The sequence below is a fragment of the Dyella nitratireducens genome, from assembly GCF_014642835.1.
In the GTDB taxonomy this organism is placed as follows: domain Bacteria; phylum Pseudomonadota; class Gammaproteobacteria; order Xanthomonadales; family Rhodanobacteraceae; genus Dyella_B; species Dyella_B nitratireducens.
The window spans coordinates 24,075-50,561 of the sequence record NZ_BMJA01000002.1; the positions used below are offsets into that span (position 1 = coordinate 24,075).

Annotated in this window: 27 protein-coding genes and 1 tRNA gene; 22 read left to right on the plus strand and 6 right to left on the minus strand. The window is 61.4% G+C overall.

From position 1 onward, the window contains the following. Positions 1-61: 61 nt before the first annotated feature. The 22 genes from cobU to IEX75_RS11325 all read left to right on the plus strand — a co-directional run bounded on the left by cobU (position 62) and on the right by IEX75_RS11325 (position 18,125). A complete protein-coding gene (cobU, locus tag IEX75_RS11220) occupies positions 62-583 on the plus strand; it encodes a bifunctional adenosylcobinamide kinase/adenosylcobinamide-phosphate guanylyltransferase (RefSeq protein WP_188794440.1) in 522 nt (173 codons plus the stop codon). Continuing rightward, positions 580-1,629, plus strand: a complete 1,050-nt coding sequence (cobT, locus tag IEX75_RS11225) for a nicotinate-nucleotide--dimethylbenzimidazole phosphoribosyltransferase (protein ID WP_188794441.1) — start codon at positions 580-582, stop codon at positions 1,627-1,629. Before cobU ends, cobT begins: the two co-directional genes overlap by 4 nt. Beyond that, entirely contained in the window at positions 1,619-2,170 is a 552-nt protein-coding gene (locus tag IEX75_RS11230) for a histidine phosphatase family protein (RefSeq protein ID WP_188794442.1), read from the plus strand. The genes cobT and IEX75_RS11230 overlap by 11 nt, the downstream gene beginning before the upstream one ends. Further along, positions 2,170-2,892: an adenosylcobinamide-GDP ribazoletransferase gene (locus IEX75_RS11235; protein ID WP_188794443.1), complete on the plus strand. Its 723-nt coding sequence runs from the start codon at positions 2,170-2,172 to the stop codon at positions 2,890-2,892. The genes IEX75_RS11230 and IEX75_RS11235 overlap by 1 nt, the downstream gene beginning before the upstream one ends. 88 nt (positions 2,893-2,980) lie before the next feature. Further along, on the plus strand, positions 2,981-3,289 hold the full coding sequence (locus IEX75_RS11240; protein WP_188794444.1) for an FmdB family zinc ribbon protein: 309 nt from the start codon (positions 2,981-2,983) through the stop codon (positions 3,287-3,289). 167 nt (positions 3,290-3,456) lie between these two features. Then, positions 3,457-5,217, plus strand: a complete 1,761-nt coding sequence (gene aspS, locus IEX75_RS11245; protein WP_188794445.1) for an aspartate--tRNA ligase — start codon at positions 3,457-3,459, stop codon at positions 5,215-5,217. A 132-nt stretch (positions 5,218-5,349) separates the two neighbouring features. Beyond that, a complete protein-coding gene (locus IEX75_RS11250) occupies positions 5,350-6,003 on the plus strand; it encodes an alpha/beta fold hydrolase (protein WP_188795595.1) in 654 nt (217 codons plus the stop codon). A 133-nt stretch (positions 6,004-6,136) separates the two neighbouring features. Continuing rightward, positions 6,137-6,862, plus strand: a complete 726-nt coding sequence (locus tag IEX75_RS11255; RefSeq protein ID WP_188794446.1) for a YebC/PmpR family DNA-binding transcriptional regulator — start codon at positions 6,137-6,139, stop codon at positions 6,860-6,862. 22 nt (positions 6,863-6,884) lie between these two features. After that, positions 6,885-7,406: a crossover junction endodeoxyribonuclease RuvC gene (gene ruvC / locus IEX75_RS11260; RefSeq protein ID WP_188794447.1), complete on the plus strand. Its 522-nt coding sequence runs from the start codon at positions 6,885-6,887 to the stop codon at positions 7,404-7,406. Then, positions 7,403-7,999, plus strand: coding sequence for a Holliday junction branch migration protein RuvA (gene ruvA, locus IEX75_RS11265; protein WP_188794448.1), 597 nt, complete (start codon positions 7,403-7,405; stop codon positions 7,997-7,999). The genes ruvC and ruvA overlap by 4 nt, the downstream gene beginning before the upstream one ends. Before the next feature lie 3 nt (positions 8,000-8,002). Further along, positions 8,003-9,898, plus strand: a complete 1,896-nt coding sequence (locus IEX75_RS11270; protein ID WP_229720782.1) for a potassium transporter Kup — start codon at positions 8,003-8,005, stop codon at positions 9,896-9,898. Positions 9,899-9,946: 48 nt separating this feature from the next. Then, positions 9,947-10,993 carry a Holliday junction branch migration DNA helicase RuvB gene (gene ruvB, locus IEX75_RS11275; RefSeq protein ID WP_188794449.1) on the plus strand — a complete coding sequence of 349 codons (1,047 nt, stop codon included), beginning with the start codon at positions 9,947-9,949 and terminating at the stop codon, positions 10,991-10,993. After that, positions 10,986-11,396 (plus strand): tol-pal system-associated acyl-CoA thioesterase, encoded by a 411-nt coding sequence (gene ybgC, locus IEX75_RS11280; protein ID WP_229720783.1) that lies wholly within the window; start codon positions 10,986-10,988, stop codon positions 11,394-11,396. The genes ruvB and ybgC overlap by 8 nt, the downstream gene beginning before the upstream one ends. A 59-nt stretch (positions 11,397-11,455) precedes the next feature. Beyond that, positions 11,456-12,142, plus strand: a complete 687-nt coding sequence (gene tolQ, locus IEX75_RS11285) for a protein TolQ (protein ID WP_188794451.1) — start codon at positions 11,456-11,458, stop codon at positions 12,140-12,142. 12 nt (positions 12,143-12,154) lie between these two features. After that, complete coding sequence (gene tolR / locus IEX75_RS11290; RefSeq protein ID WP_188794452.1) at positions 12,155-12,607, plus strand: protein TolR; 453 nt, start codon at positions 12,155-12,157, stop codon at positions 12,605-12,607. Continuing rightward, positions 12,588-13,532 (plus strand): cell envelope integrity protein TolA, encoded by a 945-nt coding sequence (gene tolA, locus IEX75_RS11295; RefSeq protein WP_423373037.1) that lies wholly within the window; start codon positions 12,588-12,590, stop codon positions 13,530-13,532. The genes tolR and tolA overlap by 20 nt, the downstream gene beginning before the upstream one ends. A 10-nt stretch (positions 13,533-13,542) precedes the next feature. Next, positions 13,543-14,862 (plus strand): Tol-Pal system beta propeller repeat protein TolB, encoded by a 1,320-nt coding sequence (tolB, locus tag IEX75_RS11300; RefSeq protein ID WP_188794454.1) that lies wholly within the window; start codon positions 13,543-13,545, stop codon positions 14,860-14,862. A gap of 249 nt (positions 14,863-15,111) precedes the next feature. Then, the gene (gene pal / locus IEX75_RS11305) at positions 15,112-15,621 is read left to right on the plus strand and encodes a peptidoglycan-associated lipoprotein Pal (protein WP_188794455.1); all 510 of its coding nucleotides are present in this window, start codon (positions 15,112-15,114) and stop codon (positions 15,619-15,621) included. A 104-nt stretch (positions 15,622-15,725) separates the two neighbouring features. Continuing rightward, on the plus strand, positions 15,726-16,469 hold the full coding sequence (gene ybgF, locus IEX75_RS11310) for a tol-pal system protein YbgF (RefSeq protein WP_308422128.1): 744 nt from the start codon (positions 15,726-15,728) through the stop codon (positions 16,467-16,469). Positions 16,470-16,501: 32 nt separating this feature from the next. Continuing rightward, positions 16,502-17,173 carry a 7-carboxy-7-deazaguanine synthase QueE gene (gene queE, locus IEX75_RS11315; protein ID WP_188795599.1) on the plus strand — a complete coding sequence of 224 codons (672 nt, stop codon included), beginning with the start codon at positions 16,502-16,504 and terminating at the stop codon, positions 17,171-17,173. A 130-nt stretch (positions 17,174-17,303) separates the two neighbouring features. Next, positions 17,304-17,975 carry a 7-cyano-7-deazaguanine synthase QueC gene (gene queC, locus IEX75_RS11320; RefSeq protein WP_188794457.1) on the plus strand — a complete coding sequence of 224 codons (672 nt, stop codon included), beginning with the start codon at positions 17,304-17,306 and terminating at the stop codon, positions 17,973-17,975. Positions 17,976-18,049: 74 nt separating this feature from the next. Then, positions 18,050-18,125: transfer RNA gene (locus IEX75_RS11325), tRNA-Lys, on the plus strand. A gap of 187 nt (positions 18,126-18,312) precedes the next feature. Here the strand turns inward: IEX75_RS11325 and IEX75_RS11330 are convergent. The 6 genes from IEX75_RS11330 to IEX75_RS11355 form a co-directional block, all read right to left on the minus strand. Then, positions 18,313-21,372 (minus strand): autotransporter family protein, encoded by a 3,060-nt coding sequence (locus tag IEX75_RS11330; protein WP_188794458.1) that lies wholly within the window; start codon positions 21,370-21,372, stop codon positions 18,313-18,315. A 269-nt stretch (positions 21,373-21,641) separates the two neighbouring features. Beyond that, positions 21,642-22,376 carry a TVP38/TMEM64 family protein gene (locus IEX75_RS11335; RefSeq protein WP_188794459.1) on the minus strand — a complete coding sequence of 245 codons (735 nt, stop codon included), beginning with the start codon at positions 22,374-22,376 and terminating at the stop codon, positions 21,642-21,644. After that, positions 22,373-22,930: a nucleoside deaminase gene (locus IEX75_RS11340; protein WP_188795601.1), complete on the minus strand. Its 558-nt coding sequence runs from the start codon at positions 22,928-22,930 to the stop codon at positions 22,373-22,375. Before IEX75_RS11340 ends, IEX75_RS11335 begins: the two co-directional genes overlap by 4 nt. Before the next feature lie 166 nt (positions 22,931-23,096). Next, positions 23,097-24,857, minus strand: coding sequence for a glutamine--tRNA ligase/YqeY domain fusion protein (locus tag IEX75_RS11345; RefSeq protein ID WP_188794460.1), 1,761 nt, complete (start codon positions 24,855-24,857; stop codon positions 23,097-23,099). A gap of 110 nt (positions 24,858-24,967) precedes the next feature. Then, positions 24,968-25,588: a dephospho-CoA kinase gene (coaE, locus tag IEX75_RS11350; RefSeq protein ID WP_188794461.1), complete on the minus strand. Its 621-nt coding sequence runs from the start codon at positions 25,586-25,588 to the stop codon at positions 24,968-24,970. After that, on the minus strand, positions 25,585-26,442 hold the full coding sequence (locus IEX75_RS11355) for a prepilin peptidase (RefSeq protein WP_188794462.1): 858 nt from the start codon (positions 26,440-26,442) through the stop codon (positions 25,585-25,587). Before IEX75_RS11355 ends, coaE begins: the two co-directional genes overlap by 4 nt. Positions 26,443-26,487: the final 45 nt, after the last annotated feature.

The window sequence follows — 26,487 nt, forward strand, 5'->3', positions numbered from 1 at the left end:
TGCGTGCATACATCGCGATGTTGGGGTTCGCACCCCAACCTACGACAAATGGACGGATCGCATGCGTACCTTGATCCTCGGCGGTGCCCGCTCGGGGAAAAGTGCGTTGGCGGAGCGGCTTGCTGTCGACGGCGGGCGCGCGGTTGCCTACATCGCCACTGCACAAGCGGGCGATGCGGAAATGGCGGTGCGTATCGCGCATCATCGTGAGCGGCGGCCAGGGCAATGGCTGTGCGTGGAAGAGCCGCTGCATCTTGCCGACGTATTGCGGAAATACGCGCGAGAAGATCGCTGCATTCTGGTCGATTGCCTTACGCTATGGCTCAGCAACCTGCTTGGCGATGACGACATGCAAGGTTTCGAGCGCGAGCGTGATCGACTGCTGGAAGTGCTGCCCGGTCTACCCGGCGACGTGCTGATGGTCAGCAACGAAGTCGGCCTCGGCATCGTGCCGCTGGGCGAATTGACACGCCGTTTCGTCGACGAAGCCGGACGCCTGCATCAAGCCATCGCCGCCGTCAGCGAGCGCGTCGTATTCGTTGCAGCTGGTTTACCTCTTGCCCTCAAAGGAACGTTGCCATGAGTCTCGATTGGCTTTCTGCACCCTGCGTTCAACCCGATACCGAATTGGCTGACGCGGCACGTGCGCATCAATTGCAATTGACCAAGCCACCGGGCTCGCTTGGCATGCTGGAGGCGGTAGCGGTCCAGCTTGCCTCGCTGCAGCGCACGGCGCAGCCGGCATTGGATCGCGTATGGATAAGTGTGTTCGCGGCGGACCACGGCGTGGCGGAGGAGGGTGTTTCGGCCTTTCCACAGGTGGTGACCGGCGAGATGGTGCGCAACTTCGCCACTGGCGGCGCGGCGATCAGCGTCCTGGCACGCAGCCTGGATGCGAAGCTGGATGTGGTGAACCTGGGCACGGTGAATGATCCGGGTGAGATTCCTGGTGTGCGCCGCGCGATCATTGCGCCGTCCACGGCAAATTTCTGTCGCGGACCGGCCATGAATGAAGCGCAATTGGAGGCTGCCCTTGCTGCCGGTGCAGACCGCGTGCGTGCAGCGCAAAAGGCGGATGCGCAGTTGTTTATCGGTGGAGAAATGGGTATCGCCAACACCACTTCCGCCGCCGCGTTGGCGAGTGCTTTGCTCGAGGAGCCGCCGTCGTGCCTTGCCGGTGCTGGCACCGGCCTCAATGCAGCGGGCATCCAGCACAAGGTGACTGTGCTTGAACGCGCGTTGGAACTGCATGCCACGGCCAACAACGCGTTGGAACAATTGCGTTGCCTGGGCGGTTTCGAAATCGCTGCACTCGTCGGTGCCTATGTGGCCGCGTCGCAGGCGGGCATCCCCCTGCTGGTGGATGGCTTTATCAGCACGACGGCAGCGCTGGCGGCTGTAACGATCCAGCCGGAGGTGCGCGCATGGCTACTGTTCTCCCATCGTTCGAAAGAACACGGTCACGCGCGGGTACTGAGGGCGCTGCAAGCCGAGCCGCTGATTGACCTTGGAATGCGTCTGGGTGAAGCAAGCGGTGCCGCGACGGCGGTGCCGCTGCTGCGTCTTGCATGCGCCTTGCACAACGGTATGGCGACATTCGAGCAAGCCGGTGTGTCCAATGTCGATTGAACTGCTTCGTCACGGCGATACCGGGCAGCGCAGTTATCGCGGCCAGCTTGACGATGCCTTGAGCGAGTTGGGCTGGTCACAGCTGCGCGCTGCGGTAGAAGGGAATACCTGGGATGGCATTGTTTCGTCATCGTTGCAGCGCTGTGCGTCGTTTGCGCGTGAGTTGTCACAGGTACGCGGCTTGCCGTTGCGTATCGACGCACGGCTTGCTGAATATCACTTCGGCGCATGGCAAGGCGTGCCGATCGAACGCATTGCCGAAGAGCAGGGCGATGCACTGGCGTGCTTCTGGGCTGATCCAGTCAAGCATCCGCCGCCGGGGGGCGAAACCTTCGAGGCGTTTCATGATCGCTTGGGCGCCGCGCTTGATGACATTGCACTGGAATCGGGTGGACGACGCATCCTGGTGATCACGCACGGCGGTGCCATTCGGTTGCTGCGCTGTCGGGTGGAGCAACGCAGTTATGGAGACATGGCTGGCATCGAGGTGCCGCACGCTTCGCTGCATCCTTTGCCTTGGCCCGTCCCGGTATCGGTGTAATGCGCGCCTTGTTGGTGGCGATTGGTTTTCTTACGCGGCTGCCGGTGCCGGCGCATGCGTATGACGATGCGCAGGCCAAAGGTGCGTCGCTGGCTTGGTATCCGCTGGTCGGCGTGTTGATCGGCCTGTTGCTCGGCGTGCAGGCGTGGTTGCTGCGCGACACGCCGGCGATGCTGTCGTCCGCGTTGCTGGTGGCTGCCTGGGTGGTGCTGACCGGTGCCTTGCATCTGGATGGCCTCGCCGATAGTGCCGATGCATGGATCGGCGGCATGGGTGATCGCGAGAAGACACTCGCCATCATGAAAGACCCCCGCTCAGGCCCAGCTGGCGTGGTGGCCCTGATGCTGACGCTGCTGCTGAAGTTTGCCGCGCTGGCGAGCCTGGGGCCGGCACCTTGGGCCGCGCTGTTGCTGGCACCGGTGCTGGCACGCGTTAGTCTTACCGCGTTGTTTCTCACCACACCTTATGTGCGCAGCGGCGGGCTGGGTACGGCGTTGACGGATGCGCCTCGCCGGGCGTGCGGGCTTGCCTTGTTGCTCACCGCGGTGGGGTGCGTGCTGTTTGGCGGGCGAGGTTTGCTGGCTCTTTTGCTCGCGGTGGCGGTATTCGGCCTGTGGCGGCAGGCTTGCGTGAACCGCCTGGGCGGCTGCACGGGCGATACGGCCGGCGCGCTGGCCGAGATGGTGGAAGTGGCGGTATTGGTGGGTTTGGCCGTACGCTGAGCGTCGCCAGATTCGGTTGAAATTGGCGCTTCCATCCCGATAATCACCCGCGGCCATCGACCCCGATGGCGTTTGCGCAGCCTTTTCTATGCCTATCTACGAATTCCAATGCAACGCTTGCGGTCATCGTTTCGACCGTCTGCAGAAACTGTCCGACCCCGATCCTTCCACCTGCCCGAGCTGTGGTGCCGAGCAAGTGCAGCGCCAGCTCAGTGCGCCGCAGTTTCGTCTCGCCGGCGGCGGCTGGTACGAGACCGACTTCAAGAAAGACGGTGATAAGAAGCGCAATCTTGCCGGAGATTCCGGCACCAGCGCGGGCGCGTCGTCGGAAACGAGCGCCAGTCCATCGCCGGCACCTGCACCTGCTCCATCGCCCGCATCGACATCGACGACCTGACGTAGGTTGGGGTGCAAACCCCAACATCGCCATCGCCCACGCATCGTGATGTTGGGGTTTGCACCCCAACCTACGGTGCTACACGGCGCGATGCTGCGGGGAATGCTAAGATTTCGAGCCTTTTCCACGTCAAATTCGCCGCCGCGGCGGCCCGGAGCATCAAGCGCATGCGCACGCATTACTGCGGCCTCATCAACGAGTCGCTGGTCGGCCAGACCGTCACCCTGTGCGGCTGGGTCAATACCCTTCGCCTGCAGAGCCACGTCGCCTTCGTTGACCTGCGCGACCACGAGGGCATCGCCCAGGTGGTGATCGAGCGCGAGAACGCCGATGCGTTTGCCGTCGCCGGCGAGCTGGGTTACGAATATTGCGTGCGCGTCACCGGCAGCATCCGCAAGCGCCTGTCGGCCAACGACAAGCTCAAGACCGGCACGGTGGAGCTGCTGGCGGAGAAAGTGGAGATTCTCAATGCCGCGAAGGATCTGCCGTTCGCGCTGCACGAGAATCCCAACGAGGACATGCGGATGACTTACCGCTACCTCGATCTGCGCCGCCCCGAGATGCAGCACATGATGCGCACGCGCATCAAGCTGGTGCAGACATTGCGCCGCTATCTGGATGCGCGTGGCTTCCAGGACATCGAAACGCCGATCCTCACCAAGGCCACGCCGGAAGGCGCGCGCGATTACCTGGTACCCAGCCGCGTGCATGCAGGGCAGTTCTACGCGCTGCCGCAGTCGCCGCAGCTGTTCAAGCAGATCCTGATGATGGCCGGCTTCGATCGCTACTATCAGATCGCCCGCTGCTTCCGCGACGAAGACCTGCGCGCCGACCGCCAGCCGGAATTCACCCAGCTCGACATGGAATTTGCCTTTGTGCAGGAGCGCGACGTGCAGGATTTCGTCGAGGCGATGATTCGCCACGTGTTCAAGGAAGTGGTGGATGTGGAGCTGGCCGCATCGTTCCCGCGCATGACCTGGGAAGAGGCGATGCGCCGCTACGGCTCGGACAAGCCCGACCTGCGCATTGCGCTGGAACTGGTCGACGTGGCCGACATGCTCAAGCACGTGGAATTCAAGGTATTTGCCGAGCCGGCCAACGATCCGGCCGGCCGCGTCGCTGCGCTGCGCCTGCCGGGCGGTGCCACGCTCAGCCGCAAGGAGATCGACCAGCTCACCGAATACGTTGCCAAGTACGGCGCGAAGGGGCTGGCGTGGATCAAGGTGGAAGATCTGGCCAAGGGTCGTGAGGGCGTGAATTCGCCGGTAGCGAAGTTCCTCGATGATGCAGCGCTGGATGCCGTGCTCAAAGCTACTGGCGCGCAGTCGGGCGACATGGTTTTCCTTGGCGCGGGCAAGTGGAAAGCCGTCACCGATTTCATGGGCGCGTTGCGTCTGAAAGCGGCCAAGGATCGCGGCCTGGTGGAAAACAGCTGGAAACCGCTGTGGGTCACCGACTTCCCGATGTTTGAATACGACGACGAAGAAAAGCGCTTCGTCGCCCTGCATCACCCGTTCACCGCGCCGAAGGTGGACGACATCGCCGATCTGCGCGCCAATGCAGCCGTCGCAGTGAGCCGCGGCTACGACATGGTGCTCAACGGCAACGAAATCGGCGGCGGTTCGATTCGTATCCATCGTCCGGACATGCAGAGTGCGGTGTTCGAGATGCTCGGCATCGCTGCGGAGGAGGCTGAGATGAAGTTCGGCTTCCTGCTCAAGGCGCTGAAGTTCGGCGCGCCGCCGCACGGTGGTATTGCGTTCGGCATCGATCGCGTTGCGGCGCTGATGGCTGGGACCGAATCGATTCGCGACGTGATTGCGTTCCCGAAGACGACCAGCGCGCAGGATTTGATGACCGATGCGCCGTCGGTGGTGAGCGAGATGCAGCTGAAAGAGCTGCATGTCGCAGTGCGGGCCTCGGAATAAGGTTAGATTAGGGCCGTCATTCCCGCGAAAGCGGGAATCCATTTCCGCTCTGCGCTCAAAGGCCATATGGATTCCCGCTTTCGCGGGAATGACGGCCTTCAAGCTTGTCGATCGCCGCGTGATTATCTCTGCATGACCGAACACGTCATCCTGCTGCACGGCCTGTGGATGCGCGGCTTCGCGCTGGGCCTGCTGCATCGCCGCCTGATGGAAGAGGGGTTTCGCGTTCATCGCTTCGACTACATGAGCGTGGCGGCGACCCAGGAGCACATCCTGCGCCGGCTGCACGCGGACATGCTCGATTACGCCCCCGGTCCGGTGCATCTGGTGGGCCACAGCCTGGGTGGTCTGCTTGCCCTGCGTGCCTGCCTGGAGACCAAGGATCTGCCGTCCGGACGCGTCGTCTGCCTTGGTTCACCCCTGAAGGGCAGTGCCGCTGCACGCGCCTTTGCCGGACTTGGGCGCGGTGTCGAGGTGTTGCTCGGCCATAACCGCGAACTGCTGGAATTGGGGCTGGAGGCCTGGAAAGGCCCGCGCGAGGTGGGCGTGATTGCCGGCTGCATGCCGATTGGGCTGGGGGCGATGCTCAGCCCGATTTCCGGCGAGCACGACGGCACGGTAGCGGTGGAAGAGACCCTCGTGCCGGGCCTGGCCGGGCACTGCGTGGTGGAAACCAGCCATACGGGGCTGCTGTTTTCGGCGGAAGTGGCGCGGTTGACGGCGAACTTCCTGCGCGAGGGGGGCTTTGGCCCCCTCTCTCCTGCGGAACTGGTCAAAAAACCGTAGACCCCTCGCGCTAGCCTTTGCCGGGGCGACGAGTACGAGTTTTTCGCCCGCAGGTTGGGGGAGAAGGAAGAGCGATGGCGCAATGCAGTAAAATCCCCTGCTTTCCACTTTCAAACCCAAGCCAGGTATCCCCATGGGTAGAGGCCCGTCCATCGAAGGTCGCAAGAACGCCGAAGACGCCAAGCGCGCCAAGGTGTTCACCAAGCTGATCCGCGAAATCACTGTTGCCACGCGCGCCGGCGTGCCCGACCCGGCGCTCAACCCGCGCCTGCGCACGGCCGTGGACAAGGCGCTGACCGCCAACATGTCCAAGGACACCATCGAGCGCGCGATCAAGCGCGGCTCCGGTGCCGACGGCGGCGCGAAGATGGAAGAGCTGCGCTACGAAGGCTACGGCCCGGGCGGCATCGCGCTGATCATCGAATGTTTCACCGACAACACCGTCCGCACCGTGGCCGATGTGCGCCACGCGCTGACCAAGCACGGCGGCAACCTGGGCACCAGCGGCTCGGTGGCGTTCCAGTTCACGCGTTGCGGCGAGCTGGTGTTCCCCACCAGTGGTGATGAAGCGAAGGAAGAAAAGATTCTGGAAGCCGCGCTCGACGCGGGCGCCGACGACGTGGTCAACGAGCACGGCGAAAGCACGGTGATCTGTGCGCCGGAAAACTTCGAAGCCGTACAGCAGAAATTGCTCGAAGCCGGCCTCGATGCGCAGCACGCGGGTGTGGTGATGCGTCCGAACAACCGCACTGCGGTGTCCGGAGAAACGCTGGAAACACTTACTGATCTGCTTGAAAAACTCGATGGTCTCGACGACGTGAGCGAGGTCTACCACAACGCATTGCTGCCGGCCGAGTGACAGGCTTTCGAGCCACCTCTCCATGATCCGCATCATCGGCATTGATCCTGGCAGCCAGCGCACGGGCATCGGCATCGTGGATGTCGATGCCGCCGGCAAGCTGTCGCATGTTTTTCATGCCGCACTGGTCGTAGCTGGCGAAGAGGATTTCACGCTGCGCCTGAAACGCATCTTCGAAGGCGTGGATGACATCATCTCGACGCATCGTCCGGTGGAGTGCAGCATCGAGCGCGTGTTCATGGCGCGCAATCCCGATTCGGCGCTCAAGCTCGGGCAGGCACGCGGAGCGGCGATCTGCGCGGTGGTGAATCGCGGCATTTCGGTGCACGAATACGCCGCCACCGAAGTGAAGAAGGCCGTGGTCGGTGGTGGCCGCAGCGACAAAACCCAGGTGCAACACATGATCGGTGTACTGCTCGGCCTGAAGGGCCCGATCCAGGCGGATGCGGCCGATGCGCTGGCGATTGCCGTCGCGCATGCGCATACCCGTTCCAGTCTCGAACGCGTGGGCATTCCGCGCATGGCATGGAGACGTCGCCGATGATCGGCCGACTTAGAGGCACACTCATTTCGAAGCAGCCGCCTTGGCTGCTGGTGGAAGTAGGTGGTGTGGGCTATGAACTGGAAGCACCCATGTCCACCATTTACGACCTGCCGCAAACCGGCAAGGAAGTGACGCTGCTTACGCACTACGCGGTGAAGGAAGACAGCGTGGCGCTGTACGGTTTCTTGCATGAATCCGAACGCGCTTCGTTCCGCAATCTGTTGAAGGTCAGCGGCATCGGCGCGAAGACCGCGCTGGCCGTTTTGTCCGGCGTGTCGACACAGGATTTTGCCCGGCTCGTGCAGGCTGGCGACGTGGTTGCGCTCACCAAGATTCCCGGCATCGGCAAGAAGACGGCCGAACGCATCGTGGTGGAGTTGCGCGATCGCGTAGACGGTCTTGGTGCGAGCATGCCGGGCCTTGCCGCTGCGCCGGGTGCACCGGCCGATCCAGCCGCCGAGGCCACCGTGGCGTTGCAGCAGCTTGGCTACAAGCCGGCCGAAGTAAGCCGGCTGGTGCAAAAAGTGGCCGAGCAGGGCGACAGCGCCGAAACCATTATTCGCAAGGCGCTACGCGCCGCACTTGGGAGTTGAACCGTGGGTAGTCATCAAGGAACGGTCGAAGCCGATAGCAAGAAACGACTGGCCGTGCTGGCGCTGGGCGCCATCGGCGTGGTCTACGGCGACATCGGCACGAGTCCGCTCTATACCTTGCAGACCACGCTGAGCTACGAGGGCAAAACCCCGCACCCGGACACTATCTATGGTGTGCTGTCGCTGATCTTTTGGGCGCAGATCATCGTGGTGTCGCTGAAGTACGTGGTGTTCATCATGCGCGCTGACAACAAGGGCGAAGGCGGCATCATGGCGCTGATGGCGTTGGCGCTGCGCGGCGTGGGTGGACAGCCGAAATTGCGTTGGCTGCTCGCGATCATCGGCATTTTCGGTGCGGCGCTGTTCTATGGCGATGGCGTGATCACGCCAGCTATTTCCGTGTTGTCTGCCGTGGAAGGCGTGAAGGTGGCGGCGCCCGGACTTGCGCACTGGGTGATGCCGGTCACTGCCGTCATTCTGTTCTTTCTGTTCGCGCTGCAAAAACATGGCACGGACAAGGTGGGCAAACTGTTCGGTCCGGTGATGGTGGTGTGGTTCATCGTCATCGCGCTGATCGGTTTGTACAACATCCAGCAATACCCGGGTGTGTTGCGCGCGCTTTCTCCGCATTACGGCCTGGAGTTTTTTCAACATCACGGTTGGGGTGCCTTCGTGGCCTTGGGTGGCGTGGTGCTGGCACTGACCGGTGCCGAAGCGCTGTATGCAGACATGGGGCATTTTGGTAAGCACCCCATTCGCATCGCTTGGTTTTATTTCATTTTGCCGGCGCTGGTGCTCAATTATTTTGGCCAGGGTGCGTTGCTGTTGCGTGATCCCAGTGCTATCGACAACCCGTTCTTCAAGGCGGTGCCGTCGGTGTTTCTGTATCCGATGGTCGGCCTGGCTACGGTGGCGACCGTGATTGCGTCGCAAGCGGTGATTTCCGGCGCGTTTTCGATGACGCGTGAAGCCATGTCCCTGGGTTACTCGATGCGTATGCCTGTGGTGCATACCTCGCGCGAAATGTCCGGACAGATTTTCGTGCCGTGGATCAATGCCTTCCTGCTGGTGATGGTGCTGGCAGCAGTGGTGGGCTTCGGCAGCTCCGATGCCTTGAGTGCGGCTTACGGTATCGCCGTGACCGGCACGATGAGCATCACCACCATGCTGGCATTGTTCGTCGCGCGCCATCAGTGGGGCTGGCCCCTGCCGCTGGTGATTCTGGTGGGTGCGATTTTGTTGGTTATCGACCTGTCGTTCTTCGGTGCCAATCTGCTGAAGGTCGAAGCAGGTGGCTGGTTCCCGTTGGTGCTGGGTCTGGGTGTGTTCATCGTGATGACCACCTGGCGTCGCGGCCGCGAGCTGGTGGTGCGCGAGATCAAGCAAGGTGGATTAGCCTTGGCGCCTTTCATCGACAACATCGCCGAGCATCCGCCGCTGCGCGTGCCGGGCACTGCCGTGTTCCTCACTGCCAACCAGAATGCCGTGCCGCATGCGTTGCTGCATAACCTCAAGCACAACAAAGTGCTGCATGAGCGCAATGTCATGCTGACGGTGGAAGTACTGGAAACCCCCGTAGCCGACCCCGGCGAGCGCATCCATCTTTCACCGCTGGGCAGCGACTTCTACAGCCTGGAAATTCGCTTCGGCTTTGCCGAGGACCCGAACATTCCGCTGGCGCTGTCCAAGTGCGCCAAGAGCGGCTTGCCGTTCGACCTGATGGACACCACCTTCTTCCTGTCACGCGAGAACATCGTGGCCGACAAGCGCCGTCCGGGCATGGCGCTGTGGCGCGATCGGCTGTTTGCTTTCATGTCGCGCAACGCGTTGCCGGCGACGGCGTTTTTCCAGATTCCCGGCAATCGCTTGATCGAATTGGGGACGCAGCTGGAGATTTGAGGGCAGGGGCTTCGCCCTTAAACCTCGGCGCTCCGTCATAATCGCCGTATGTCCGATCACCGCATCATCACTGCAGCCTCCCAGCTCGACGACGAAGCGCTCGAGGCGTCGATCCGTCCCAAGCGTCTCAACGAGTATCTGGGCCAGCAGGCAGTGCGCGAGCAGTTGTCGATCTACATCGAGGCGGCGAAAAAGCGTGGTGGTGCGCTTGACCATGTGTTGATCTTCGGGCCACCTGGCCTGGGCAAGACCACGTTGAGTCATGTGATTGCCAATGAGCTGGGTGTCAACATCCGTTCCACCTCCGGCCCGGTGCTGGAGCGTGCCGGTGATCTGGCGGCGCTGCTCACCAATCTCGAAAAGAACGACGTGTTGTTCGTCGACGAAATCCATCGCCTCTCGCCGGTGGTAGAGGAAGTGCTCTATCCGGCGATGGAGGATTTCCAGATCGACATCATGATCGGCGAAGGCCCTGCCGCGCGTTCGATCAAATTGGACTTGCCACCTTTCACCTTGATCGGTGCCACCACGCGCGCAGGTTTGTTGACCGCGCCGTTGCGCGATCGCTTCGGCATCGTGCAGCGCCTGGAGTTCTATTCGCCCGACGAACTCACCGCGATCGTGCGCCGCTCGGCGCGCATTCTTGGTATCCCCTGCGAAGTTGATGGCGCGCAGGAAATCGCGCGCCGCTCGCGTGGCACGCCGCGTATCGCCAACCGCCTGTTGCGTCGCGTGCGCGATTACGCCGAAGTGCGCGCGAATGGTCATATCACGCTGGAGGCGGCGCAGGCGGCGATGAACATGCTCAAAGTCGATGCCGAAGGTTTCGACGAACTCGACCGCCGCCTGCTCACCATCATCATCGAGAACTTCGATGGCGGCCCGGTGGGTGTGGAATCGCTGGCTGCTGCGTTAAGTGAAGATCGCGGCACGCTGGAAGATGTGGTCGAGCCCTACCTGATCCAGCAAGGCTTCCTTATTCGCACGGCGCGCGGACGGATGGCCAGCGCGAAAGCCTGGCGTCACCTTGGGCTCACGCCCCCGCCGCGACAACCGCAGCCGGGTGATCTTTTCAATGGCGGTTCCGATGTCTGAAACAGCTTTTACCTGGCCGGTGCGCGTGTACTGGGAGGACACCGACGCCGGCGGGGTGGTGTACCACGCCAGCTACCTGCGCTTCCTGGAACGCGCCCGCACGGAGTGGTTGCGTGCCCTGGGCGTGGACCAGATGGCGTTCAAACAGGCGACCGGGCTGGCCTTCATGGTGCACCGGATGGAGATCGACTTCCTCAGGCCCGCCCTGCTGGACGATGAACTGACGGTGGCGGTGGAAGTCAAAGATCGTCGTTCAGCCAGTATTCTTTTCGCGCAATCGATTCACCGGGTGGATGGCGCCGTGCTCATCAAGGCGCAGGTACGTGCGGCTTGCGTGGACTTGGCAAGAATGCAGCCCGCCCGGATCCCGGAAGACATCATGGGCCGGATTGCTCGAGGTTGATCCTCACATCCGGTCTTAAGTACTTGAGATAGCCCTATGCGGTGGAGAGCCCCCAAGCCATGAACGGTGGATTGAACGTTTTCGAGATCGTTTCGGACGCAAGCTGGCCAGTAAAACTGGTGATGCTGGCGTTGCTGGTGTTCTCCTTCCTGTCCTGGGTGATCATCATCCGCAAGTACGCGCAGTTGAAGGCGGCGATGAACAACGCCGAATCCTTCGAGGAGCGCTTCTGGTCGGGCGCCGACCTCGCGCAACTGTTCCGCGAAGTCAGCAACAACGGTGGCGACACCGGCGGCATGGAAAGCATCTTCGAGTCGGGCTTTCGTGAATTCGTGCGCCAGCGCCAGCGTCGCGGCGCCGACGTGCGCACCGTGATCGAAGGCTCCGAGCGTGCCATGCGCGTGGCCGGCACCAAGGAGATCGGCCTGCTCGAGCGCAACCTGGAATTCCTTGCCAACGTCGGTTCCATCAGCCCCTACGTGGGCTTGTTCGGTACCGTGTGGGGCATCATGGGCGCCTTCCAGGGCCTGGGTGAAATGAAGGACGTCACCATCGCCGTGGTGGCGCCGCACATCTCCGAAGCGTTGATTGCCACCGCGATGGGCCTGTTCGCCGCGATCCCGGCGGTATGGGCTTACAACCGCTACGCCAACAAGGTGGAGCGTGTCGCCTCGCGCTACGAAGTGTTCCAGGAAGAGTTCTCCTCGGTACTGCAGCGGCAGATCCAGATCGACGACAATCACTAAGAGGCCGCGACCATGCTCAGCTCCGCGCGCCATAAGCGTTTAAAGCTCAAATCCGAAATCAACGTCGTGCCTTACATCGACGTGATGCTCGTGCTGCTGATCATCTTCATGGTCACCGCGCCGATGCTCAACGCCAACGTCGACGTCAACTTGCCGCAAGCCAACGCCAAGTCGCTGCAGGACAAGAAAGAACCGGTGATTGTTTCGGTCGATACCCAAGGCCAGATGTATCTCACCCTGGGCACCAGCAAAAAGGAACCCATCGACGCCGATGCGCTGAAGGTGAAGGTCGGCGCGTTCGTCAAGCAGAATCCGGATGTGAGCGTGCTGGTCGCGGGCGATCGCAACGGCAAGTATGACGGCGTGTACCAGGTGCTGGCCTTGTTGCAGCAGGCTGGCGTGGCCAAGGTCGGTTTGATGAGTGCGCCGGAGTCAGGCAGCCCGAATGCGAATGGACGACCGTAATTCGAAGGGCACGCCGCTCGCGGTCGCGCTGTCGGCGGTACTCCATCTTGGTATCGTGGCCTTCCTGTTTCTGGCCATGCTGTCTTGTACCTCGTACGAGAAGTTTCTCAGTGTGCTGCATCTGCCCAACCCAATCACCTGTACGCCGCCGCCACTGCAGCTCAGCGGTCCGGTGATCGAGGCCACGCTGATCGGCAATACCGCTGCGCCACCGCCGAAATCAGAGAAGGTGAAGCCGATACCGAACACGGTGCCGCCACCGCCCTCCGTACCGCCGCCGCCACCCCCGCCGATGCAGCAACCCAAGCCGAGCCAGCTGCCACCGCCACCGGAGCATCCGGACGTGGTGGATCAGGAGCGCGTGGTACAGGATGCCTTGCAAAAGGCCGAGAACGCCAAGAAAGAACAGGAAGAAAAAGAGCGTCAGCGTCAGGCTGAGTTGGACGCCCAGGCGGCCAAGAAGAAAGCCGAGCAGGAAAAGGTGGATGAGATGTTCAAGCAGCTCGACGCCGCCTCCGCGCAAACGCAAAAGGCTGCCAACAAGGCCAAGCAGGCCAAACAGCAGCTTGAGGATCAAAAGAATGCGCAGTTGAACGGGCTGGAAAACCTGCCTGACGCCGCGCAGCGCCAGACCGGCAACAACTCCAACAGCACGCTCTTGTCGCAATACATGGCCGCAGTTCAGAACGCCGTCACGCAGAATTGGATCAGGCCGGATAACATGCCAAACGCTCCATGCGTGGTTCACATCGTGCAAATTCCTGGTGGCCAAGTGCTGAGCGCCAAGGCATCACCCAACTGCCCGTATGATGCAGCCGGCAAGAAATCCGTAGAGGATGCCGTGTTACGCGCGCAACCGCTGCCTTACCAGGGTTTCGAAAGCGTGTTCCGGCGCGAAATCGACTTCACCTTCATTCCGCAGTGAGCAAGTTCCCATGCGCAGATCATCCCGATCGTTATTGACCCTCGCCCTGCTGCTGATCGCAGCGCTGGTGACGGGGCCCGCCTTTGGCCAGGCGCTGAACGTGCAGATTGTCGGCGGCACCAAGTCGGCCACGCCGATCGCCGTGGTGCCGTTTGCCCAGCAGGGCGCGCCGCTGCCCACCGACGTTGCCGACGTCATTCGCAACGACCTCAACCGCTGCGGCAAATTCCGCTCGCTGGCGGTCAGCGAAATCGTTGAGCAGCCCACCCAGGGTTCGGACATCAAGTTCGCTACCTGGCGTTTGCTCAAGCAGGATTACATCGTGATCGGCCGCATCAAGGATGCCGGCAATGGCATGGTGACGGTGGAATACGAGCTGTGGGACGTCAACCGCCAGCAACGCCTGCTGGGTGAGGCCATGTCGCCGGCTGCCACCAGCGATCTGCGCAGCGTCGCGCATCAGATCGCCGACAAAATCTTCCAGCAGATCACTGGCATCCCCGGCGCTTTCTGGACGCGCATCGCCTACGTGACCATGGTGGGTAGCGGCAACAACGCCACCTATTCGCTGATCGTGGCCGATTCGGATGGCTACAACCCGCAGGTGGTGGCGCGCTCGCATGAGGCATTGCTGTCGCCCAAGTGGTCGCCGGATGGCACGCGCATTGCCTACGTGTCGTTCGAAAGCGGCAACTCGGCGATCTACATCCAGAACATCACCACCGGTGCCCGACAGCTGATTTCAGGTCGTGCCAAGGGCATCAACGGTGCGCCTGCCTGGTCGCCCGACGGTACCAAGCTGGCGCTTGCGCTTTCTTATACCGGTAACCCAGAGATCTACGTGATGGACCTGGGTTCTCGTCAGGAAACCCGCCTGACCCGCAGCCTTGCCATCAATACCGAGCCGGTCTGGGCGCCGGATGGCCAGAGCGTCTACTTCACCTCCGACCGGTCCGGCAAGCCGCAGATCTATCGCGTTTCTGCGAGCGGGGGCACGCCTGAGCGCATCAGCTTCCAGGGACAGCAGAATCTGGACTCCGCGATCAGCTATGACGGCAAGCAGATTGCCATGGTGCAGGCCAACGGGAACGTGTATCGTATCGCCATCATGGACCAGAGCCTCGGTGGGCAGGTGCGCTTCATCTCACCCGGTCCGATTGACGAATCGCCAAGCTTCGCGCCGAACGCCAGCATGTTGATCTACGCCGCCACCGATGGAACCCGAGACGTGCTTTACGCCGTATCGAACGACGGCCTGGTGCGTCAGCGCCTGGCGCTTGCAGACGGCGACGTCCGTGAGCCGGCCTGGGGACCCTATCGCAAGCAATAATGTAACCCCGTCGCAAGCCTTCAAGGCTTGCGGCTGGAAGACCCGAGGAGGGGCCGGAGCATGCGAATGTTCCGGTCGGGCGTGACCGTTTGCCATGTCTGTTTTGGTGGCCTCTGCAGTACAATGCGTGGCCGTAGTTTGTAGAAGCAAGAAAAAACAAAACAACAGCCGGCCCACCGGCGACGACTGACCCGTAACCGCAATCGTCATTGACTGTCGGAAATCAAACCCGTTTGAAGGAACGTCACCATGAATAAGACCGTTCGTATCGCCCTGGTCGCCCTGCTCTGTGTCGGTGCGGCCGCTTGCTCCAAGAAGCAGGAAGTGAAGCCTCAGCCGCAGCAGCAGGAAACCCAGCAGGAAGCCCCTGCCCAGACCGGTGAGCACAAGTACACCGCCGCTGACCTCGACACCGATGCCTGCCTGAAGGTCCGCACCATTTACTTCGATTTCGACAAGGACGAAGTGAAGCCGGAGTTCCAGCAGTACATGCAGTGCCACGCCAAGTTCCTGCAGGACGTGCCGACCGCTCGCATGCGCCTGGAAGGCAATGCCGACGAGCGCGGTACGCGTGAATACAACCTGGGCCTGGGCGAGCGTCGTGGTAACGCCGTGTCCAGCGGCCTGCAGGCCAATGGCGCGTCCTCCAGCCAGATCAGCGTGATCAGCTACGGCAAAGAGAAGCCGGTGTGCCGTGAGCACAACGAAGATTGCTGGAGCAAGAACCGTCGCGTCGAAATCGTCTACACCGCGACATAATGGTGTGTTGGTTGGCTAATCGCTTCATGGCCAATCTCAGCATGGCGGGCGCCTTGGCGTCCGCCATGCTGTTTATGGCACCTGCACACGCTCAGAACTCTCCCATGAGCCTGGCCGACCGCGTTGCGCGCCTCGAGCAGCAACAGCAGAACCAGGATCAGAACAAGGTCAACCAGCTCAATCAGCTGCAGCAAATGCAGCAGACGATGCAGCAGATGCAAGGCCAGATCGAAGAACTGCAACATCAAGTGCAGCAGTTGCAGGATCAGAGCAAGGCCCAGTACTCCGATCTTGATAGCCGCGTCGGCCGCCTTGAAAAACAGGGCAGCGCCAACCCGGCACCGTCGTCAAGCGCGCCCCCTGCGGCGAGTGCATCAACACCCGGCACCGCGGCTTCCGCCGCCGCGCCACCCGCAGCCTCCGCGCCTGCGGCCCCGGCCGAATCGGCAGCCGAGAAGGCAGCCGCGCTCAATGCATACAACACCGCATTCAAATCCTTGCGCGCCGGCGATTACGTCTCGTCATCGCGCGGGTTTCGTGAGTTCATCCAGAAATACCCCAACGACGGGCTGACGTCGAATGCGTTCTATTGGCTGGGTGAGTCTTACTACGCCACGACCAACTACCAGGTGGCCGTGGAAGCCTTCAAGCGTCTGCTGAGCCAATATCCGCAAAGCGAAAAAGCACCGGATGCCACGCTCAAGCTCGGCTATAGCCAGTTGGAAATGAAGCAGACGGATGCCGGCATCGCCACGCTCAAGTCGGTGGTGAGCAAGTATCCCAATTCCAATGCGGCCAAATTGGCCCAGGAACGCCTGCGGCGTCTCTCGCAGCAGACCACTCGGTGAAGGCTTAGGTAGTGAGCGGCAGTCCGGTAAACGTGGAAACCGCCACGCCGGCCGAACCTGCGGCCGAGCGCTTGCGCATTACCGAAATCTTCCATTCGATCCAGGGCGAAGCCGATGCCATTGGCTGGCGCACGGTCTTCGTGCGCCTTACCGGCTGTCCGTTGCGTTGTGTGTGGTGCGATACCGAGTATTCGTTCTACGGCGGCAACTGGCGTGATATGGACGACATACTTGCTGAGGTGGCATCGCATGGCGCTTCGCACGTGTGCGTCACCGGCGGCGAACCGCTGGCGCAAAAACGCTGCCTGACCTTGCTGCGCAAGCTGTGCGACGCCGGCTATGAAGTATCACTGGAAACATCTGGCGCGCTGGATGTTTCCGCCGTCGATCCGCGCGTGCGCAAGGTGATGGATCTGAAGGCGCCCGATTCCGGCGAAGCCAAGCGCAACCTCTGGTCCAACCTCGATCATCTGCTGCCCCACGATCAAGTGAAGATCGTGATCGCCAGCCGTGCCGATTACGAGTGGGCACGCAGCGTGGTGGCCGAACATCACATCGATCGGCGCTGCATGGTGCTGTTCTCACCTGTGCACGGCGCGATCGAACCGCGTGCGCTGGCCGAGTGGATCATCGAAGACAAATTGCCGGTGCGTTTTCAACTGCAGTTGCACAAGCTGCTGTGGAATGATGCGCCAGGGCATTGACGCAGAAGTTTCCATGGTCGTCATTCCCGCGAAAGCGGGAATCCATTTGCTCTGATGCAAAAGCAAAGATGGATTCCCGCTTTCGCGGGAATGACGGCCATGAAGGTATGTATTTACATCAGGAATTCCCATGAGCAACCGCAAAGCCGTCATCCTCGTTTCCGGAGGCATGGACTCCGCCGTCACCATCGCCATCGCACGCGAACAGGGCTATCAAGTACACGCATTGAGCGTGGCCTATGGTCAGCGTCACAGCTCCGAGCTGGATGCCGCCGCGCGCGTTGCGCGCATGCTCGGTGCCGTCGAACACAAGACGGTGCACGTTGATCTGCGCAGCATCGGCGGCTCGGCGCTCACGGCAGACATCGACGTGCCGGAGCAGGGCGGCGACGGCATACCTGTCACTTATGTGCCGGCGCGCAACACCATCATGCTGTCGATAGCGCTGGGCTGGGCCGAAGTGCTCGGTTCCACCGACATCTGGTGCGGCGTCAACGCCGTGGATTACTCCGGTTACCCCGACTGCCGTCCGGCTTTCGTCGAAGCCTTCGAACAACTGGCCAACGTAGCTACCAAGGCTGGTGTGGAAGGTGCGGGCATCCACATCCATGCACCGTTAATGGCCATGAGCAAGGCCGACATCGCTCGCGAAGGCCATCGCCTGGGTGTGGATTTCTCCGCTACCGTCAGCTGCTACCAGGCCGATGGCGAAGGCCGCGCCTGCGGCCGCTGCGACGCCTGCCGCCTGCGCGAGCAAGGCTTCCACGATGCTGGCCTACCCGATCCCACCCGCTACGCCTGAGAAATCGCCGAAACTGGCTGCATCGCTTGTGCCGCAGCCGTCCAGACCCTAAAATTACCAGCTTACTTTTTTCCGGGCCGTTAGCTCAGCCGGTAGAGCAGCGGACTTTTAATCCGTTGGTCGACAGTTCGAATCTGTCACGGCCCACCAACATCAAACCCGCAAGGTGCATAGGCCCTTGCGGGTTTCTTTTTGTCCGAAATGTTTAGCGCGTGCATGGCACACGACATCTTGGCGGCTGCATGGGAAGAATCCATTGGCAAAGTACTGCGCGAAGCCCAGTAAGTTACTGCCGCTCGCTATTTCTTCGTGCGATGTGTGCGACAGGGCGTTGGCATTACCAATGCACCATCACCCCGACATTGGCGCCCACTTCCCTTCGCCCTGCGTTGCCGCTGAAGTCATAGCTGAGCGAGCCATACACGTTGACGCGTCGTGTCATCTGTACCTTGGCGCCGAATTTCATCTCACCCCACGTGCCTTTCAGATTGGAGTGGAACGATACATCGCCATCGTCAGTGGGGTAAGTCGTGCGCGGGCTGGCGCGAAACTCATGCCAGGCGTTCAAGGCAAACCACCAATTCATGCCACCTAAAGTGCCTTCATGCGGTGTATTGGCCAACTGCACACCGATACGTGCAGCCAGTGAACCTACATTGCCGAATTGCACCGTTTCGAAATCATTGCTGGTGCCGTCAAGGCGCAGGTGCTGGTAGATCACTTGCGCTTGCGGTTGCAGCGTCAACGCGGGTGTCAGATCGAACTGGCGCCAGCTACCTTCGAACGATGCGCCCAATCCGGTGGCACGTGTGGAAAGATTTTCCACATCTTCGCTGGAGGTAATGCGTGCCGAGTCGTATCTGGTCGCTTGCAGTACACCGTCGACATAACTGCCGTCGTGGCCGTAATGCGTCCAGTAGACGGCGGCAGATGCCGCGTCGACACGATTGGTGCCGGCGGTGATGTTGCCAGTTATCAGTCCATCATGCGTGACTTTCGACGACAGATGGCCAAAGGAGCCGTAGATGCCCGCGTCATCATGCGGTGTGCCTTCATCGCCATTTCGATAGAGATGTGCACCTATTTGCACCGCAGCCAGGCTGTAATCGAACAGCGGACCGTTACCGGTGAGGCCGGTGCCCGATTGTTTGCCGCTTATCCCAAATACTCGCGCCCACACGGCAGGATCTGGCTGGCTGGCGGATGACGCTGATGCCTCATCGCCATACTGGCTGCCCACGCGGTCGTGCAGCGAACCAAGGAACGCGCGGCCCAGCTGCAGCATGTCGGAAGGCAGTGCGGTATTCAGCGAAACTTCGCGGTTGTAAATGGGCTTCTCAGGTACTGGTGTAGGCGTAGGCGTTGGAGCAGGTGTGGGAGTGGGTGTAGGCGTTGGAGCAGGTGTTGGTGTGGGAGTAGGTGTAGGCGTTGGAGCAGGTGTTGGTGTGGGAGTAGGCGTCGGTGTTGGAGCAGGTGTTGGCGTGGGAGTAGGCGTCGGTGTTGGAGCAGGTGTTGGCGTGGGAGTGGGCGTAGGCGTTGGAGCAGGTGTTGGCGTGGGAGTAGGTGTTGGAGTTGGAGTTGGAGTAGGTGTGGGTGCAGGCGTCGGTGTTGGAGTCGGCGCTGGTGCGGGCACGGGCACTGCATCACGCAGATACCAATTGTCCGGCGCAGTACCGTCCACCGCACTGCGAAACAGATCGAATTCGTAAGGTCCACGCACCAGCGGCCCACCGGAGAGCGCGAACGAACGCGGAAATGTGCTGGCACCATGGATGGCTTGCACCACCAAAATGCCATTGCCCAGGGTCAGGTCGGCGTTGCCCGTTGCATTGATCACCAGGGCTTGTATGCCGATGGCCGCCTCGGCATTTTTGCCATCGAGAAGAATCTTGTCCGAACTGGTTTCGCTATCGCCGAGCGTGGTGTTGAGCGTAATGCTGCCGGGGCCGAGGCTGGACAGCGAGCCAGTAACGGTCAGTGTTTTATATACGCCACCGGGTTGGAAGAAGATGCTGCCGCCATTGGAAACGTCGCCGTTGATAAGCGAGTCAGCCGTCATCCGCCATTGGCTGCTCGGATCAATAGTGAGTTTGTTGACATTGCTGATGGCGCCTACAAGCTCGCTGCCATTATTCAATGCAACATCGACGAAACTTGGGCCGCCAGGTGTATACGCATAGGCGTTATTGCGAACAATGATATTGCCAAGCAGCAGCGACTTGTCGGCAGTAAGCGTGGCATTACCGGGCGAGCCGGCGGTGTTCCCCGAATCGGGCACATCCTGCACTTCCATCGCGATTCCAGTGGCTGCTTCAACATTGGATTCATCCAACTGTATGTTGGCGGTGCCGCCATAGACATTGATGGCGTTGCCGGTGGCGGCAGTACCTGGCATGTCGCCCGTCGCAGGAATCGTGGTCAGTGTGCTGTTTATGATGGAGGCGTTGTTGGTAACGCCAGTACCTAGTGAATAGGACGACAGCGCAGCAGCGCCTATTCCTTTACCCGTGGCAACGACGCCGGTTGCGTCGATCGCGCCACCATCGCGCATGATCATCGCGCTGCTGTTTTGACCGTTGGCAATGATATTGCCTGTATTTAGCATCACCAGCGTGCCTGAGTCATTCGACGCAACGCCGGACGAAACATTGCTGACGATGCTGAAATTGTCGGCGTTGACCAGTGCGCTATCGAATGCATTGACGCCGAGCGCATTGTTGCCGGATGTGGCGATGCCAATGTCGTTGGCTGTTACTGTTGTGCCCGGGCCGCTTGCGAATAAGCCTGCTGCGTTATTGCTGCTGACCGCAATGGAAGGCGCAACACCTAAACTACTTTTGCCAAGCGTGACATTGGCGCCATTTTCGGCAACGACACCATTGGCCTCGGTGGTTCCAAACGCCGTGTTGATGGTGATGGCCGTTGCAGTGACTTGCGTACCGGAACCTATCGCGACAATGCCGGCTGCGCCGTTGGCATAAGTGTCGATGTTGAGTCGCGCCCCGTTTTGAGTGGTGTCTCCAGTAAGTGACATATGGGCGCCGCTTTCCGCATCTGCGCCGTAGGCATTGATGCCAGAGGTGGAGATACTGCTTAACGTTGCAGTGATGGCGCTAGGACCGGAAGCGCCCGTGCCTGTGGCATACAGGATCGTGCCTAAGGGTCCGGCATCAGCGCTTGAGTAGGTTAATGAGGGAAGCTGTGGCGATGGAAGATTCTTCACCTCGCCATTTGCAGCCACTACTTGCTGAGCCCTCACCGTCTGCAGCGCGTTCAAAATAAGCAGCGTGAGCAGGCATGGCATCATCATGCGCTGGCGTGCCGAACGAGGCGGCACGCTTTTCGTTTCAAGCGCATGAGTGGTGGAGTGCAAGAGATGCGCGATGGGCGCAGTCATACGGCATGCTTGCCACTTCATCACATGGCACGCAGCAAATCCGGGAAGAAGCAAGGGCGGAGAATCAGAGACGCCCTTGCTTTTATCGCGCAGCAACCGTTTCCGTGAGTCGCTCATAACCCCTTTCCCCTTGGGGCCAACGATCGCGGCATCCTTTCAATGCAATGGTGAAAACGAAGTCAAATATTGACGTTGGGCACCGTCGACGCAGTGGTTGGCGTGATCGGGAGATTCAATATCCTGGCCGCTTTAGCGGGACAGCAGCCGGTTTAAGACTGATCCCCGGCATCGTCCCTTCGTGACGCAGACGGATGCCACCGCAACTTCAACCGCTCCATCGCTAGCGGTACGAGCGACAGTAGCGCCAGCACGCCAAGCGGTGTGATCACGCTTGGATCAAAAATCAGTCCGAATCCCACTTTCTGTCCATGGGCGAGCGCATGCCCCAGGCCAGCACCTATCGATGTTTCGAATATCAGCATGACCGTACCGCCGAACCAGGTGGCGCCGAGGAACAACCACAAGGAGCAGCGCAACCAGGCGAGTGCCATGGTGACCAGGCCAAACGGCGCCACGGGCACCAGGCGTAGAAATAGCGTGTAGGCCACGGGATGGCGTTCGAAGCCGTGATGCAGTTTCGCTGCGATCGCAGGCGGGTGTTTGCTGCCGACGCCGAAGGCGTATCGGCTGGCAAGAAACAAAATGAGCGAGCCCAGGGTGAGCCCGATCGACGAATAAGTGGTGCCCTCGACGACACCAAAGGCGAATCCGCCGGCCAGGATCAGCACGATGGTGACAGGAATGCCGGTACAGGTCGCCAGGATCAACAGGCCGATGTAGACGAGCCGGCTCACCCACGGATGCTCGGCGATATCCGTGTGCATTTGATGTTGATGGGCGACGAGTTGCTCGGGGTGCATGCGATCGAAAACCCCCGACACCAGCAGCACGATGCCCGCTGCAATCAGCAGCAGCAGCGGCAACGCAGCACGCAGGCGGTTCAATAGCTTTCCCCGCGCGCGCCATAGGCGGCCAGTACGCTGCGCGCTTCTTCGCGCAGGATGTCGCGGCGTACGGTGATGCCGCGGCGTTCCAGCTCGCCGACCCAGTCAGCGGGCAGGGGGCCTTCGTCGAATTCCGTCAGCGATTCCACGTCTTCGCCGCGGGCACCAATCAGCAAGGTGTCAATGCCGGCCCAGAAGGTGGCGCCATAGCACTGGCAGCAGGGCTGTGCGCTGGTGGCGAGGGTGTAGTGGCCGCCTTGTTCATTCAATCGATAGCTGGCCAGACGCTGCTGGGCGGCCATATAGGCCAGCATTTCCGCATGGGCTACCGAACAGGTTTGCGGGATGACACGGTTGGCCGCCGCCGCGATCAGCCGTCCATGTTCATCAAACACAGCCGCACCGAAGGGGCCACCCTGGCCGTGTTCGATATTGCGCTGCGACAGCTCGATGGCCAGTCCTACACGCTCTTCGTCCGTGAGATAGCGTCGACTGGTGTCGGCGACGTCCTCGATCCACGGTGGCAGGGTGAGGTGGATCTGCAGCGGCAGCATCATGCCGAGAGCCTGCCCACGGCCTCGGCGCAGCCCGCGCCGGGCCGGTTTGCCCGTCGGACGGTGTCCTCACTCAGTTGTGTATCGACATACACGCCTTCGTTCCTCCTTGCCCCACAGTCGAACAGATCCCGGCGCGGGCCACGCCGAGACCGCAGGCAGGCTCTCAGCCCGCCTGTTTGGCCCAGGTGTCGCGCAGGGTAACAGCACGGTTGAACACGGGGGCCTCAGGCCGGTGATCCCGGCGGTCGGCAACAAAGTAGCCGAGACGCTCGAACTGGTAGTGCTGCTCCGGGCCAGCCTTGGCCGCGGACGGTTCCAGCCAACCGCGCACGATGCGCTTGGCATCCGGATTGATGTGTTCGATCCAGGTTTTGCCGTCGCTCTCGTCGTCCGGGGTGGGCACGTTGAAGAGGCGGTCGTACAGGCGGATTTCCGTAGCGACGCCATGCTTGGCGCTGACCCAGTGGATGGTGCCTTTGACTTTGCGCTCGGCGCCCGGCATGCCGGAGCGGGAGTCGAGGTCGAGGGTGCAATGCACTTCGCTGACGTTACCGTCGGCAGCCTTGATCACCTCGACGCATTTCACGATGCCAACACCGCGCAGGCGTACTTCGCCATCGGGTTTGAGGCGATGGAAGCCCTTCGGCGGCACTTCGGCGAAATCCTCACGCTCGATCCACAGCTCGCGCGAGAACGGTACATGACGCGTGCCGAAGCTTTCGTCCTTGGGGTGGTTGGAGAAGGTGAGGGATTCTTCGTGATCGTCCGGCAGGTTGGTGATCACCAGCTTGAGCGGATCGATCACGGCCATACGACGCGGCGCGGTCGCGTCGAGGTCTTCGCGCACGCAATTCTCGAGAATCGCATAGTCGATCACGCTGTTCTGCTTGCTGACGCCCAGGCGCTCGATCAGCAGGCGGATGCCGCCCGCGGTGAAGCCGCGGCGGCGCAGGCCGCGCAGGGTGTTCATGCGCGGGTCGTCCCAGCCATCGACCAATCCTTCGTTCACCAGCTGCGCCAGCTTGCGCTTGCTGGTGATCATGTAGCTCAGATTGAGGCGGGAGAACTCGATCTGGCGCGGCTTGGCCGGCTCGGTCTTGAAACCGGCGTCGCGCATGTGCTGCCACAGCTCCGGGTGGTTGGGCAGGTCCACTTTGTCCACGAACCAGTCGTAGAGCGGGCGGTGATCTTCGAACTCCAGCGTGCAGAGCGAATGGGTGATGCCTTCCAGCGCATCCGACAGGCAATGCGCGTAGTCGTACATCGGGTAGATCGGCCAGGTATCGCCGGTGTTCTGGTGGGTGACCTTGCGGATGCGATAGATGGCCGGGTCGCGCATGTTCATGTTGCCGGAGGCCATGTCGATCTTGGCGCGCAGCGTCTTGCTGCCATCCGGAAATTCGCCGGCGCGGACGCGGCGGAACAGGTCCAGGTTTTCCTCGACGCTGCGATCGCGGAAGGGCGAGTTGCGGCCCGGCTCGGTGAGGGTGCCGCGGTACTCGCGCATCTCATCGGCGGTGAGGTCGTCCACGTAGGCGTGGCCGTCCTGGATCAGCTTGAGTGCGGCGCGGTAGAGCACCTCGAAGTAGTCGGAGGCATGGCGCAGGTCGTGCCATTCGTAGCCGAGCCAGCGTACGTCATCTTTAATGCCCTCGACGAACTCCGGGTCTTCCTTGCCAGGGTTGGTGTCGTCCAGGCGCAGGTTGCACCAACCGGCAAACTCGCGGGCGATGCCGAAATCCAGGCAGATCGCCTTGGCATGGCCGATGTGGAGATAGCCGTTGGGTTCCGGCGGAAAGCGCGTGCGGATGGCAGTGTGCTTGCCTGACCCCAAGTCCTCGCGAATGATTTGGCGGATGAAATCACGCGGCGCGTCGGTCTCGGAAGTTACGGCAGGCGTGGCGGCAGCGGACGAGGTGGACATCGGATCAAGACTTCGCAGGAGCGGGAGCCCCCAAGTTTAACCGCTTGAAGGATTTGCGTAACTCTGCGCAGGTTAGGGCGCAAACTCCAACCTCGCCATGCACGGATCACTCATTGGCGTGCCGCTGCCAGCGCCAGGTAGTGCTGATGCAGCGCGGCAACCTGCGGCTCAAGCGCGGATTCCGGCCCGCTGTTGTCGATGACGTCGTCTGCCAGTGCCAGGCGCGTAGTGCGCGAAGCCTGCGTGGCGAGGATGCGCATGGCCAGGTCCTCATCCATGCCATCGCGCTGCATCAGTCGCTGCAATTGAGTGGCCTCCGGTATGTCCGCCACCACGATGCGGTCCACCCAGCGGTAATGTCCGATGTTCTCGGCCAGCAGGGGAATGGCCAGCATGACGTAGGGGCCTTCATCCGCTTGCACCTGTTCCAGCATCCATTGCCGTATGCGTGGATGCACGATGGCTTCCAGCGTTTTGCGGGCCGAGGGATCGGCAAACACGCGCTCGCGCATACGCGGCCGATCCAGGCGCCCGTGCGAATCCAGCATCTCGCTGCCGAACGCATCCACGATCGCTGCCAACCCATCGCTGCCTTGCTGCACCACCACCCGCGATGCCTGGTCGGCGTCATACACGTGCACGCCGTGCGCCTTGAAACGCTCCTCTACTGCGCTCTTGCCGGCGGCGATACCGCCGGTGAGGGCCACCGTAAACGGCTTGCCCTTGCTCATCGCATTCCAGTGAAGCTCATATAGGCGTGCCAGAGCTGTTCGCCCGCGACGAACCACACCCAACCCGCCATGGCGATAAACGGACCGAACGGCATCGGCACCTCCCGCCCATGCTTGCGCAGAGCGATCAGCGTGCCACCGACCAGTGCGCCGATCAGCGAGGAAAGCAGGATGGTCGGCAGCAGCGCCATCGGACCCATCCAGGCGCCGAGTGCGGCAAGCAGTTTGAAATCCCCAAAACCCATGCCTTCCTTGCCGGTGAGGAGTTTGAACAGCCAGTACACACTCCAGAGGCTGAGATAACCGATCGCCGCCCCGAGGATGGAGGCCGGAGCCGCCACGAACACATGGATCAGGCTCAGCAGCAAACCGGCCCAAAGCAAGGGCAGGGTGATCTGGTCCGGCAGCAATTGCGTGCGGAAATCGATGCCGGATAGCGCAACCAGCGCCCAGGTAAGGAACAGCCCCGCCAAGCCAGTCCAGGTAGGGCCGAATTTCCAGATGACGATGGCGCTGAGAATACCCGTCAGTAATTCAATCAGCGGATACTGGATCGAGATGGGCGCCTGGCAGTAGCGGCAGCGACCGCGCAGCAGCAGCCAGCCGAGTACCGGAATGTTGTCGTGCACCGCCAACGGATGCTTGCAGTGCGGGCAGTGCGACCCCTCACGCACAAGGCCTGGCGGCATGGATTCCGCCGGCAACTCCAACCCCAGCACTTCATGTGCCTCCCGCTGCCACAAAGCATCCAGCCGAGCCGGCAGTCGCAGAATCACCACATTGAGAAAGCTGCCCACGATCAGGCCCAGCACGCCTGCGATAACGATCCAGACTGTCAGCGGCAAATCGGGCATGCATGAACCATAGGTATGAAAACGCGCCACATTATCGCCGCTTGG